This is a genomic window from Desulfuromonas versatilis (genome assembly GCF_019704135.1).
Classification (GTDB): Bacteria; Desulfobacterota; Desulfuromonadia; order Desulfuromonadales; family NIT-T3; genus Desulfuromonas_A; species Desulfuromonas_A versatilis.
In genome coordinates this window covers 396159-408884 of record NZ_AP024355.1, presented here as the reverse complement: position 1 = coordinate 408884, position 12726 = coordinate 396159, and the positions used below count along the sequence as shown (strand labels likewise).

Here is a 12726-nt window from a genome sequence, read left to right as displayed (position 1 = left end):
TGGCAGGCGAATCTTCCGTTTGTGCCGCTGATTCTGCTACTTGGATACCCGGACACTTTAAAACAATTTCCTCTAATGTCAAACCTTCCACCTCTCCCCGGAAATTCGTCGCGCATTCCCGGTTGGCTCCCCCTTACTTTACAGCCTCGGTAGAGCTGATAACCTCAATGCAAAGACTCTCCGGGAGGTGACCAATGACCTATGGAAGCGAACGTATCTACAAAAAAATCGAGGTGGTTGGGGTATCGGGAAAAGGCATTGAGGAGGCCATTCAGGCGGCTGTCGGCAGAGCACACAAGACCCTCGAAGGCCTTTCATGGTTCGAGGTTCAGGAGATCCGCGGTCACATCGGTGCGGACGGCAGGGTGAATGAATACCAGGTTGTGATCAAGGTCAGCCTGGAGCTGAAATAGGCGCCTCCGCCCTTCCTGCTTCACCAACGACAAAAGGCTTGCCGATTGGCAAGCCTTTTGTCGTTAGCAGTTCGGACCGGGCCGAAATGAGGAGACCCGGTTTTTCCTTTCAGCAGGGATGGACGTTGCTGCTCCCTACAACCTTGGGCTTCATGTACTTTTTCATCTTTGCCTCCTTTGAGTCAGGCCCCCTCCCCTGTCAAGCAAGGGAGGGGGGGGTGGTTATGAGTTCCTGAACCTTACTTGTAGACTTCCAGTTCGGTGATCGAATAGCCGTTGCTGCTGGCGGCACGGGAACAGTAGATCCGCACGTAACGAGCCGTGCGAGCAGAGAAGGTGATCTCCTCCTTCCCGCCGCTACGGTACCTGTGGTCTTTCACCGTGGTCCAGCTGCTACCGTCGGTGGAAACCTGGACCTGGTAGTCGCGGGCATAGTAACTGTGCCAGTTGATGACCACCTTGCTGATGGTGTAGGTGCCGTTGAGGTTCACCCGCAGCCACTGGCTGCTGGTCGAGCGGGCCCACCAGCGGCTGCTGGTGCTGCCGTCCACAGCCTTGGCGGCGTCGTAGCCGCTCTCCTGGCGCGAAGCCGAGGCGGTCTGCCCCTTGGCGAGGTTGGAGACGATTTCACCGCCGGTCGAGCCACCGGAGCCGGTACCAGCCAGATCGGGGAATGCCGGTACAGAGTAGGTGCGGCCGTTGTGCTCGATCTGCTTCAGGGTGAAGCTCAAGCTGGGATTTCTCCATTTGCGCCCGCCTTCGTCGTTCTGGTCTTCGCCGTTCGGGCTGACATCCTCACGGACCTCTTCGTCCCCATTGCGGGTGTACTGGGACCAGAACATGGCGAATTTGCCCTTCCCCGGGGCCGAGCGGGTATAGCCCACGGCCCTGCCGGGAGCGGCATGGAAGGTATCCTGGTTGTGGCAGGCCGCGCAGGAGCCGTAGTTCTGAATGGGCCCGCCCTTGTTGTGCTGATACTGGCCGTGGCATTCCCGGCAGGCAGCCTGCTTGGGACGATCCTGGGCCCAAGCCGGAACCTTGTGACAGTGAGCGCAATCGCCCGTCTGGGCGTAAGTGGTGGTGTGGTGCGGGCTCGCCTGGTGGCAGTTGGCGCAGACGCTGGGCGAGCTGACGCTCTGGTGGCAGACGCCGCAATCCCCACCCACGTTGGTCAGCGGCTGACCATGGTGGATCTGGGTAACCGGGGAGCTGTGGCAGGCCTGGCAGCCGTTTCCGTCCATACTGATGTTGGTGTGGCAGAATGCACAGTCTCCGGAGACGGCCTGGGGCTGCTGGTGATGGCTGGGAGCCCTGCTGCCGGTATGGCAGCCGGCGCAATTAAGCTGTTCGACATCGGCTCCGACGTGGCAGCTTGTGCACTGGTTGGCAACAGCCTGAGCGGTTTCGTGGTGCCGCTGTTTCATAGGAACGGCCGCGGCCTGGTGGCAGGTTGCGCAGTCGGCATCCTGGACCGCCTGCACACCGGTATGGCAGGTGGCGCAGGGCTTGGTGGCGTAGGCCACACTCATGTGGTGCAGCTGGGAGACCTCCACCGGGGCCGGGAAGAGCGGATTGGTCCCCGAGGTGTGGCAGGACTGGCAGGCCTGCAGAACCGTATCGGCACCGGTATGGCAGTAGGTGCAATCGAGGGCCTGGGCCGGGGCCACGTTGACATGATGCCGCTCGCCAACGGTGCCACCGGCGCCGCTGTGGCAGTCCGAGCAGCTCAGGTTCTGGCCGAACCCGGTATGGCATGTAGCGCAGTTTCCGGCCGCATAGGCAGCTGTGCCGTGGTGACGCTGAACCGTCGCCGGCTGGCCGAGCGAGAAATGGCAGGAGGAGCAATCGAGTCCCTGAGTGACCCCCTGGTGGCAACTGGCGCAGTCGCCAGAGGTTGCCTGCTGGGTGGCGTGATGGACCTGGGGAATCGAGGCGTTGCCCAGCCGCGTGGTATGGCAGCTGATGCAGGCGTCGATGTTGGGACGGTTGATCTGGAAAATCCCGCCGATCACAACCCACATCGGGTTGTGGCAGGCGTTGCAGCCCATCCCGTAGGTGGCTTGGATGTAGGCGTCATCGTGGTGCTTGTTGCTGGTGCGGAAATCGTGGCAGCTGCTGCAGCTGGAGGACGACTGGACCATCTGGGTGTGGCAATCAGTGCAGTTCTTGCCCTGGGCCGGACCCTGGTGGTGGGTGGTAGCCGCTTCGCCCTGATGGCAACTGTCGCAGCCGGTGAGCTGGGGCACCTGGTTGTGGCAGCTGTTGCAGCTCAGGTTGCGAGCGGGATCGCCGGCCAGGGTGGTGTGGTGGAACTCGCGGTTGTTGCCGGCCTGGTGGCAGTTGGCGCAGCCGCTGCCCGCGGTACCCGCAGGAAACGAGGTGTGGCACTGGCTGCAGGCGATGTTGTTGGTAGTAGCCGCCGCATGATGGTCGGCCCGCTCGGCTCCGGGAGCATGGCAGCTCTGGCAGCCGTTGGTGACCTGAACGATTTGCGCGTGGCAGCTGCGGCAGTTGGGCGCACTCGCCTGGCCAACCAGGTCGTGGTGACGGGTGCGCATGGCGTTGTTGGAGCGGTCGTGGCAGTTCACGCAGCTGCTCAGGCCGGCCTGGTCGGCCACCTTGATGCTGGTGTGACAGCTGACGCAGGTTGTCCCGCTGGCGGCCACCTGGTGGTGACGGGTGATGATCTTGCCTTCGTGGCACCCCTGACAGTTGGTCAGGTTGCTGGTCCCCGAATGGCACTGGGCGCAGTTCCCCGCGAGAGCCGGATCGGTCTGATGGTGGCTGTTCTGGAGCCCGCCGAAGTTGTGGCACTGGGTGCAGTCACCGCTGGTGGTCACCCCGACATGGCACTGGGAGCAAAGCCCCCGGCTGTAGTAGGAGTTGGGATCGGTGGCGTCGTGGTGGTTGTTGGCCACGTTGGTGCCGTGGCACTCTGAGCAGTTGATGGTTGTTGCGCTGGTGGACGTGCTGGTTGTGTTGTTGGACGTGGTTGTTGTGCTGGTTGAGTTATCCCCCCAACTCCTGTACTGCGCCATCGCCGTAACCGGGATGAGCAGGAGCAGAACCAGCAGCGTCAGAAGAACAGACGTTCCCCTCCGGTTGCCCTTCGCGGGCGTACGTGTACCCCCCATAACCTTCTTCTCCCTTTGTTCATTTGTTGCGGATTTCGCTGCCGGCCCATGATGGAAATGCCCCCGCATGGCAGGGAGAGGGCAGGTCCGGTTCGGCATCCAATTTGGCTCAGGAGAAGTCGGTTCATGCTTCGCCTCGCGGCTTCCCCTAAGATACTTCTTGTCATGCTAATAGCAAAGGCCCATTAATGTCAATAGTTGGAGAAAAAAAACTTGACACATTTTCGTCATTCAGGTTCCCCCAAAGAAAATTGGTTGAATCCAGGCGTTTCAGGCCAGGAAAGCCCGAGGGTTCAGAGAAAACCCTGATCCGTTGAAAAACCTGCCGTTACCTCGGGGATTTCTGCTCCGACATTCTAGGCAGTCGGACGAACCGTTTTCGCTAATTCGCGACAAGACTGCCCAACTGCGACATCCAGAAGGCAGTTTTCCGTCATGTCTGGTCGCTCCCTTTCCGACGATAAAAAAGGCCCCGCCTGGTGACGGGGCCGTCGTTGCCTTCACGGACAGACATGCCAATGCAGAACTATGCCTGGAGGAGCACGGCAAATTCGAACCGGTCGCCTTCGGCGATGTAAACCGGGAAAACCACCCCGACCGTGTCGGCAGGCACCGAAACGCCCCCGGTTTCCTGATCCTCCACCAGCGGCGGGGAGATCTCTATCTGCTGCCCCTTCTGGGCGGCTTTTGCGGCCACATTGCCGAGAACGATGTTGGCAAACTCCATGACCGTGTCATCGAGAACCTCCAGGCTTTCCTCTTCCACGTCATCCTCCTTGAGGATCGCCCGGGCAAACATCTTTCTCACTTCTTCGGTAACGGAAAGCAGGTACTTTCCATTCGCGCTCCCACTGAAGTCCATGCTGGCTACGACATCGTTGGGCGCAAGCTTCCGTACCACTTCGCAGGGCCCGGGCCGGAAGGCAAGACCGACGACGCGGGTGAGCATCTTGTAGGTTAGATCCGCCATCATCTCCAAGACATCGGCACAAGGGACTCCTTGGGGAATGGCCACCTTTTCCGCCAGGTAGGGAGCCTGGTCCGCCTTGAACTCGGCAAGACAGCCGGGCAGTTCTGCCTCGCTGAGCGCCCCCACCTTAACCAGGGCCTCACCGATGTAGAGATGGGTGTTTTTCTGCCGGGTCAACACCTGCTGCATCTGCTCGGGGGTGAGCAGGCCGAGTTTGAGAGCCATATCGCCGAAGCGCAGATCTTCGCCTTTCTGCGCCTCGTGCACCTTCTCGATGTCGGCAGCGGTGAGAATGCCCATGGCCAGGGCGGTTTCGCCCAACTTGAGGTTGGTCGACTCCTGAAGGTCGATGGCCCTGAGCAGGCCCTCCTGGGAAACGGCCCCTTTCTCAAGGAGAAACTGGCCGAAAAATTTGACAGCCATAAATTAAAGCCCTTCCTGAATATTATTGACGACCATTGTCAGAGGATAAGCCCGGGACTTACAGAACCCCGAGAATTTCCAGCACTTTCTCGGCCTCGAACGGCTTTGAAATGACATTGCGGGCTCCATGCCGCAGGGCTTCGGTGAACTTGTCACCCACCCCGCCCAGGGAGGTGACCATGACCACCTTGGCCTGGGGATCGAGTGCCATCATGGTCCGCAGGGCGGTCAGACCGTCCATGACCGGCATGTTCATGTCCATGCAGACGATATCGGGCTTTTCGGACTGCTTCAGTTTGATCGCCTCGGCGCCGTTTTTGGCGTGGCCAACCACCTGGTACTGACCGCTTCCGACGATGATCTTCTCCAGTTGGCGGGCGACCGCGATGCTGTCGTCCACGATGAGGACCTTCTTCATTACCCCAACCTCCTGTGGCAGTGTGTTTGTCTAAAGCCGGGCATCCAATCTTCCTGGATAAACCGGCATGCAGTAATTGGATCGAACCGGATCAGGGCGCGCCCCCCGGACGGGATGGCCTGGCCGGCAGGTCCCTCCGCCGAGAACCCACCGGGGGCAGTTTGTTCACGGTGATGTGGATCCCCTCCAGCTCATCCTCGGCCAACACTTCAACGGCCAGCGGCTCCTGGCCTCCGTACACCCCCATATACCCCCCCTCGACGGGCGAGCCGCCCCCATAGTTTTCGCGGGCCCGAAGATAAACCACCCCCGGGTTGGCCAGGCGCAGGCGGTAGCTGCCGTCGGCGGCGCTGCGCGCGGAGACCGCAACCGGCAGTGTCGACATCGCAGGGTCCGTGTGGGCAAAAACCAGCAGGTCGGCCACGGGATTGCCCGCCGGGTCGGAAATTATTCCCCTGAGCGCGGGCCCGCCCGCCAGAGCCTCGGCTCCCTGGAAAACCCATCCCGCCGAGTTGACGCCGACCTCGACCCGGGCCTCGGCGGCAACCTCCACCAGCAGCGACCCGCCCTTATCGTCGGGAGACATGAAGATCACGTCCCCCGGCCGCGGCGGGCCCATGGCGGGCCCCGGCGAGTTCCGCAGGATCGCCCCCAGGTAGTAGCGGCCGGGCGGGACTTTCAGTTCGAAGCCGCCATCTTGGCTTAAGGGCACCACAGCGACGGGGATGATGGTGTATTTGCGTGGATCCGGGGGTTGGCCTTCGGCTTTCCAGAGAGCTGCCACTCCCAGGTAACGCTCGACCCCGGACTTCTGGATTCGCCCGGCGACGCTTCCCTGCGGCGGCGCCTGGGCACCGGCCACTCCCGATACAAGCAGGACTAGAATCAGCACTGTTACAGCTGCCGTCTTCTTCATGAGATATTCCAGACGCATCAGGCTATGCGCATTCGAGGCCAACCGCGGCGAAGGGAAAGCGGATGGTGAAAACGGTACCCGCGTCTTCGGAGGTTGAGTAGCCGACCTCTCCACCCAGCAGTTCGCTGAGCAGCCTCATGCTGTAGGTCCCCAGGCCTCTGCCATGCCCCTTGGTCGAAAAAGAGCGGTGAAAAATCTGCAATTGGACGGATTTCGGGATGAAGCCCGGATTGTGGACCCGAAATACCAGCTCGGAGTCGACGACTCCCCCCCCCAGGGTGACGGTTTCCCCCTCGGCGGCCCCCTCCAGAGCGTTTTTTATCATGTTCCCCAGCACCCTTCCGAGCAGGGTGCGATCGCTCGCAAAAGCCAGGGCAGGGGTGGCGGGTTCCAGCACCAGGGACCGCCCCCTGGCAGCTTCGTGATGCCGGTAGATCTCCAACTGCAGTTCAAGAAACCCTCTCAGCTGGACGGTTTCGATCTGCGGCTTGAGCTCGTCGGTTTCGGCCGCCTGCAGCAGGCGCTGAGCGTCGATCTCCTCGACCACCTGCTGGGCAGCGGCATGGATCAGGGAGTAGAACTCCTTCCGGTCCGGAGGATCGTAACGCACCAGCAATTCGGCAAACCCTTTGATACTGGTAACGATGTTGAGAACGTCGTGGAAGAAAATCCTCTCCAGGGCCCGCCGCCGTTTCTCATGGCTGATGTCGCTTACCGAAACCACCGTGAAGCGATGCTCCCGGTATTCCATGGGCCGGGCTTGAAGCTTCAGATCAAAGGCTTCCTTTTTCCCCCCCACGGTGCGGGTCAGGCGGCATTCCCAACTGCCCTGACGCCCCTGAAGGCCCGCCAGAGCCGCCTGGGCCGCGCCGCAGGCAGCGCAGTTTTCGGTCGTTCCACACCCCCCGGAGCCTTTAGCGGCATAAAGACAGTTGAGGACCTCCCCAAGGCGCTTTCCGTACAGTTGCTCCTCGCTTTCGAGGCCCGCAAGCACCAGCAACGCCCTGTTGGCGTAGACAATCTGCAGCTGCTCATTGAGGACCGTCAACAGGGAGGGGATGGCATCGAGCAGATGGCGGGTGATGTAACGGTGCGAAAAAAAATCGACCTGGCTTTTTAACGCACCCATTTCGCCCCGAGCGGCTGGAGCGAACGGAGGAGGCAGGGGCTGACCCGGGCTCGATTTCGTGTCCTGAATTTTCATAAATCCCGCGAATATCGGATTTGGGCCAAAGGCGTCAAAGAAAAAAACTTCTTCACGGTTTCAATATGTTGCCCGCGTTTTCAACCGAAAAGCAGCTTGAGGGCGAAAACGATGATAGTTGCCGACACCACCTTCTTGATCCAATCGTGGCCTTTTTTTACGGCCACGTGACTGGCGATCCAACCGCCTGCGGAATTTCCAACTGCAAGCGCCATACCCAAACCATAATCGATCTGGCCATGAACCATGAATACGCCCAGGGCGAGAATGGTGAAGGCGAAGATGACAATGACCTTGACCGCGTTGATGCGCACCAGGTCGAGACCATGGGCAAGCAGGCCGGAGATGATCAAAAAGCCGACTCCCGCCTGGACGAACCCCCCATAGACGCCGACGAAAAAGAAGGTAATCACCAGCACCAGGCCGCGCAACCGAGTGACCCCGGACCAGGAGACCTGCCAGCGCTTGATCGGGTCGACCAGCATGAAAACCAGCACCCCGATCATGATCAGGGCCAGCAGACGGCGAAACAGTTCGTCGTCGATATCCACCGCCAGGTTGGCGCCGAGGTAGCTTCCGGCCAGTGCCGGTAGCGTGCAGAGCAGCGCCAGCTTGGCCGGGAACACCCCCTGGCGGCGGAACCCTGCCATGGCGAAGACATTCTGGAAGAGGATGGCCACCCGGTTGGTGCCGTTGGCCACCGCTGCCGGCAGCCCCATGAAAATCAGCAGCGGCAGGGTCAGCAACGAACCGCCGCCGGCCAGCACGTTGAGAAAACCCGCCACCCCTCCCACCAGGACCAACGCGGGGACCTGCCAAAGGTAAGGCTCCATCAGACCTCCTGTTCGCCAAGCAGGCAGCGAATCACCTCGCCCGCCATGGTCAAGCCGAAAATCGGCGGGATATAGGACGAACTGCCCAGGATCACCCGCCGGTCCGTGCACCGCCACTGGTGGTCCTCCTTGTTGGGGCAGATGCAATTCTCGGCGCAGGCCGCGCTCTGTTCCCCCAGGGGGCGAAACTCTTCGGTGGAATAGACCACCCGCACCTTGGAGGTGACCCCGCGGCGACGCAGCTCCTTGCGGATGATGCGGGCCAGCCGGCATTTCTGGGTGTGGAACAGGTCGGCCACGGCGATCTTGGTCGGGTCGAGCTTGTTGGCCGCCCCCATCGAGGCGATCACCGGCAGGCCGCGCTGTTTGCAGCTCTGGATCAGGTGCAGCTTGGCGGTGATGTGGTCGATGCAGTCGAGCACGTAATCGTAACCGCGCCCGAGGAGCTCATCGGCGTTTTCGGCACTGAAGAAAGCCTTGACCGGTTCTACCTCGATCCCCGGGTTGATGGCCCGGCAGCGCTCGGCCATCACCTGCACCTTGGCCTTGCCGACGGTGCCGTCGAGGGCATGGATCTGCCGGTTGATGTTGGTCAGGCAGATGTCGTCAAAATCGACCAGTGTCAAACTACCGACACCGGCTCGCGCCAGGGCCTCGGCGGCATAGCTGCCGACCCCGCCGACCCCGAACACCGCCACCGAGGCAGCGGCCAGCCTGTCCAGGCCTTCCTGCCCGGCCAGCAGTTCCATTCGACTGAAGCGATGCTGTTTCATGCTGTAAATTGCTCTTTCTTTCGATTTTACTTTTGTTTTTGATCTTATTCTGACTCCTGGCTCCTGACTCCTGACTCCTTGAGCCGCAAAACCCGCCGCGCATTGGCGGTGGTGATGCGAGCCGTCTCCTGCAGGGTCCAGCCCCTGAGCCCGGCAACCCGTTCGGCAATCAGCCCGAGGTAGGCAGGGCGGTTGACCTGCCCCCGGAAGGGATGGGGAGTCAGGTCCGGCGCATCGGTCTCGAGAACGATCCACTCGGCCGGAAGTGCCCGCAAAACCTCGGGTGCACGGCGGGCATCAGGGAAGGTCAAGGGCCCGCCGAACCCTATGGCGAACCCCAGCTCGATCGCTGCTCTTGCAGATTCCGAACTGCCGGAGAAGGAATGAAAAATCCCGCCGACCCGCTGGGCTCCTTCCTCGCGCAGGATCGACAGCAGCCGCCCGATCGACCTGCGGCAGTGAATCAGCACCGGCAGATCAGCGGCGACCGCGAGACGCAGCTGGGCCCGGAAGGCCCGCTCCTGTACATCGACCCCGGGGGCCTCCAGCAGACCGTCGAGCCCCACTTCGCCCACGGCCGCTATCCGGGAGTGCTGCAGGCACAAGGCAAGCTCGGCGGCCGCCCCGGCACCCCATTGGTCGGCGGCCAGGGGATGCAACCCCGGTGCCGCCAGGGCGCCCGGCAGGCCCTCGACCAGCGCCAGGAGCGAGGGCCAGTCGGAACGGCGGACCCCGGGGACCAAAAAGTTTTCCACCCCAACTTGCCGGGCATGGCGCACTTCTTGCTCAACATTCTGCTTCAGCGGCGCACAATCGAGATGCACGTGGGTATCGAAAAGCCCTGTTTTTATTCCGCTCATGAGCTGTCATCCTAGCACAGGGCTCAAGTCGAGGGGAAGCATCACCTGCCTTGGCGCTTGTTTTTAATGGACAACCGTGCTATGAGCCAACAATTTGATATCGCTTACAAAATAATATTTTTCCCCGGCTAGCGAGGAACCTGCTTATGGCCCAGACCCAAGCAATGAAACTATCCTACCTGAAAAAAGTCTTCTACCAGACCCACATCGCCGGGCTGGGGGCAGGGATCATGTTTCCCTTCGTTGCCCTGCTGCTCATCGGTGAACCCGCCAAAAGCCCGCTATTCGTGATTGCCAGCCTGTTCATGGGTTTCTCACTGGCGGCGGCCATGTTCCTGCTGATGCGCGCCACCCTGAAAAAACAGCTGCGCGACCAGCTCGAGCAGTTGCGCCCCCTGGCCGGTAACATTGCGGTCAGCGAAGAGAGCGTCGAGGGGATGAACCAGGCCGTCGAAAACGCCGTATCCCAGGTCGGGGCCCTGGTTAACAACCTGCTCGGCACCATCGACAAGCTCTTCCCCCAATACCGCTCCCTGGCTGAATCAAGCCGCTATCTCGCCGACCGTGCCCAGGAGGGCATAAGCGCGGCCCAAAAAACCCGCGGCGACATGGAGGCGATGGCCGAAAAGCAGCGCGGGGTCATGGCCCAGGTCCAGGCCCTGTTCGACCGGGCCCAGGGGGAAGCCTCCTGGTCCCGGGAGCTTTCCGCCTCGCTGGAGGAGATGGCCAAGGCCATGGAGCACTCCACCACCAAATTCCTCGAGACCACCTCCAGCGTCGAAGAGATGGCCGCCAGCGTTCAGGAAGTCGCCTCCCAGGCGGAGCAGGTGGCCAGAGGCGTTGAGGGGAGCGTTCGCGACCTGGATGTCATCGACGAAAGTTTTGAAAGCATCCGCAATGGAGCGGTTACCAGTGCCCAAAGCGCCGACGCGGTAAAAAAGGATGCCGAAGACGGCCTGCGGGTAGTGGAAACCACCATGCAGGAGATGGAGCGGATCGAACAGGAGAGCCACAAGGCCACCCAGGCCATGAAGCGTCTCTCCACCCAGACCAGTGAAGTGGTCAAGATCATCGAAGTCATCAAGGAGCTGGTTTCCGACACCGAACTGCTGGCCTTCAACGCGGCCATCATTGCCGCCAAGGCCGGCGCCGAAGGAAAGGGGTTCTCGGTGGTTGCCGAGGAGATTCGCGATCTGGCCGACCGCACCACCACCAGTGCCCAGGATATCCACCGCATCGTCAAGGCCATCGCCAGCGATACCGCGGAGGTCATGGACGCGGTTGATGCCACCAGCGAAAGGATCGCCCGGGGCAAGCAACACTCCGTATCCGCCGGCGAGGCCCTGCGCAAGATCCTGGAAAGTTCGAGCCAGGCCGCCAATGCCTCGGACCAGATAGCCCGCCTCACCGGCGACCAGAGCGAGCGGGCCAGGAGCCTTTTGGAGAGTGCCGGCCGCAACATGCGTTCGGTCAAGGTCATCGCCCGCACCCTTCAGGAGCAGCAGACGGCCGTGGCCCGCACCCAGGAGGGAGTATCCCAGATGAAGTACGCCTCGGACCAGATAGCCCGCAGCATGGCCGAACAGGTTCGGGCCAACCGGGACTTCGACAAGGGGCTCGCCGAGAGGGAAAAACAGGTCCAGACCATCAACGAGGCGACCCGCTTCCAGATGGAAACCGCCGACAAGGTCTTCGCCCACTTTGCCAACTCGGAACGTCGTCTGCAGAAAAACGCGGAAAAATCCGCCTCCATCATGGACAATATCCACGAACTGGAGCACCTGTCCGAGCGGCTACGAGACCTCGCCGGCACCTTCGATGACCTGAACAGCGGCGAAAGGGAAATAAAATATATGGATTTTTGAATTTTTTCTTGGCCGCCACTTCATCTCTGTGCTATTTAATACCAGAGCCCGGAATGCAGCAGCGGCTCTGGAAACGAGGCACAGAGACAGGGGGTTGGACATGAAAACCACTTACACTACCACGGGGACCTGCGCCCGCTTCATTGACATCGAACTCGAGGGCGAAATCATCAGCGAAATCCGCTTCATTGGCGGCTGCGCGGGCAACACCCGCGGCATCAGCTGCCTGGTCAAGGGGATGGACATTGCCGAGGTTGCCGGCAAACTCAAAGGCACCATCTGCCGCAACGGCACCAGCTGTCCCGACCAGCTGGCCAGAGCCCTCGAAGAACTCTCCATGAAGCAGGCTATTTGACCCCATCCGCAGCAAACCATGGAAAAAGGCGCGGGCATGACCCGCGCCTTTTTCCATGACTTCCCGCTATTTTGTCCAGCCCCCTCAGCGCAGCAGCTTTTCCACCAGGGATGCCGCCTCCACCGTAAGCCGCCGGCAGTTTGCCGAATGTTCACGGCTCATCCACTTGAAGCCACGGGAAAGGCTATGGCAGCAGGTGCCTTTGTGCTTCTCCCTGAATCCGGTGACCAGGCCGGCCGCCTGCCACCCCTTCCCCAGCCAGCCAAGGGCCATCACCCCGCCGGCTATTGCCCCGCACAGGCACCCCGAGTCGCCAATCCCACCGCGAAAGGGTTGGGTCATCGCCATCATTCTTGGGTCATCAACGCCGGTGGCGGCCTGAAACACCGCCTGAGCGCAGTTGTGCCCTCCATCGAAAAGGCGTCCAGCCTTCTCCCCGGTGTTCATATCCTCACGCAAAACCGACTTTTTCCTGAGTAACTTCAGCACTGCTATTCTCTCCTGGGAATCATGTTGCGCCCCATTGGGGCAAACTTTGGCCGCGCCAGATCAGACGGATCGG

General features: G+C 61.2%; 12 protein-coding genes. 3 read left to right on the top strand and 9 right to left on the bottom strand.

Features of this window, described 5'->3' with window-relative positions:
• Positions 1–194 precede the first annotated feature (194 nt).
• A complete protein-coding gene (locus tag DESUT3_RS01790; protein ID WP_221250764.1) occupies positions 195–413 on the top strand; it encodes a dodecin in 219 nt (72 codons plus the stop codon).
• Between the two features lie 239 nt (positions 414–652).
• Here the strand turns inward: DESUT3_RS01790 and DESUT3_RS01785 are convergent, their stop codons facing one another.
• The 8 genes from DESUT3_RS01785 to DESUT3_RS01750 all read right to left on the bottom strand — a co-directional run bounded on the left by DESUT3_RS01785 (position 653) and on the right by DESUT3_RS01750 (position 9944).
• Positions 653–3451: a discoidin domain-containing protein gene (locus DESUT3_RS01785; RefSeq protein WP_221250763.1), complete on the bottom strand. Its 2799-nt coding sequence runs from the start codon at positions 3449–3451 to the stop codon at positions 653–655.
• Positions 3452–4073: 622 nt separating this feature from the next.
• A complete protein-coding gene (locus tag DESUT3_RS01780) occupies positions 4074–4940 on the bottom strand; it encodes a chemotaxis protein CheX (RefSeq protein WP_221250762.1) in 867 nt (288 codons plus the stop codon).
• 58 nt (positions 4941–4998) lie between these two features.
• Entirely contained in the window at positions 4999–5358 is a 360-nt protein-coding gene (locus DESUT3_RS01775; protein WP_221250761.1) for a response regulator, read from the bottom strand.
• A gap of 91 nt (positions 5359–5449) precedes the next feature.
• Positions 5450–6250 carry a carboxypeptidase-like regulatory domain-containing protein gene (locus tag DESUT3_RS01770; protein ID WP_221250760.1) on the bottom strand — a complete coding sequence of 267 codons (801 nt, stop codon included), beginning with the start codon at positions 6248–6250 and terminating at the stop codon, positions 5450–5452.
• 46 nt (positions 6251–6296) lie between these two features.
• On the bottom strand, positions 6297–7403 hold the full coding sequence (locus tag DESUT3_RS01765; RefSeq protein ID WP_221250759.1) for a PAS domain-containing sensor histidine kinase: 1107 nt from the start codon (positions 7401–7403) through the stop codon (positions 6297–6299).
• A 155-nt stretch (positions 7404–7558) separates the two neighbouring features.
• Positions 7559–8311 (bottom strand): sulfite exporter TauE/SafE family protein, encoded by a 753-nt coding sequence (locus DESUT3_RS01760; protein WP_221250758.1) that lies wholly within the window; start codon positions 8309–8311, stop codon positions 7559–7561.
• Positions 8311–9084: a tRNA threonylcarbamoyladenosine dehydratase gene (locus DESUT3_RS01755; RefSeq protein WP_221250757.1), complete on the bottom strand. Its 774-nt coding sequence runs from the start codon at positions 9082–9084 to the stop codon at positions 8311–8313. Before DESUT3_RS01755 ends, DESUT3_RS01760 begins: the two co-directional genes overlap by 1 nt.
• A gap of 44 nt (positions 9085–9128) precedes the next feature.
• The gene (locus tag DESUT3_RS01750) at positions 9129–9944 is read right to left on the bottom strand and encodes a TatD family hydrolase (protein ID WP_221250756.1); all 816 of its coding nucleotides are present in this window, start codon (positions 9942–9944) and stop codon (positions 9129–9131) included.
• Positions 9945–10090: 146 nt separating this feature from the next.
• On the opposite strand from DESUT3_RS01750, the gene DESUT3_RS01745 reads away from it, so the two are divergent.
• Positions 10091–11809 (top strand): methyl-accepting chemotaxis protein, encoded by a 1719-nt coding sequence (locus DESUT3_RS01745; protein ID WP_221250755.1) that lies wholly within the window; start codon positions 10091–10093, stop codon positions 11807–11809.
• A 100-nt stretch (positions 11810–11909) separates the two neighbouring features.
• Positions 11910–12164, top strand: a complete 255-nt coding sequence (locus tag DESUT3_RS01740; RefSeq protein ID WP_221250754.1) for a TIGR03905 family TSCPD domain-containing protein — start codon at positions 11910–11912, stop codon at positions 12162–12164.
• Between the two features lie 84 nt (positions 12165–12248).
• On the opposite strand, the gene DESUT3_RS01735 is transcribed toward DESUT3_RS01740, so the two are convergent.
• Positions 12249–12653: a C-GCAxxG-C-C family protein gene (locus DESUT3_RS01735; protein WP_221250753.1), complete on the bottom strand. Its 405-nt coding sequence runs from the start codon at positions 12651–12653 to the stop codon at positions 12249–12251.
• Between the last annotated feature and the right edge of the window lie 73 nt (positions 12654–12726).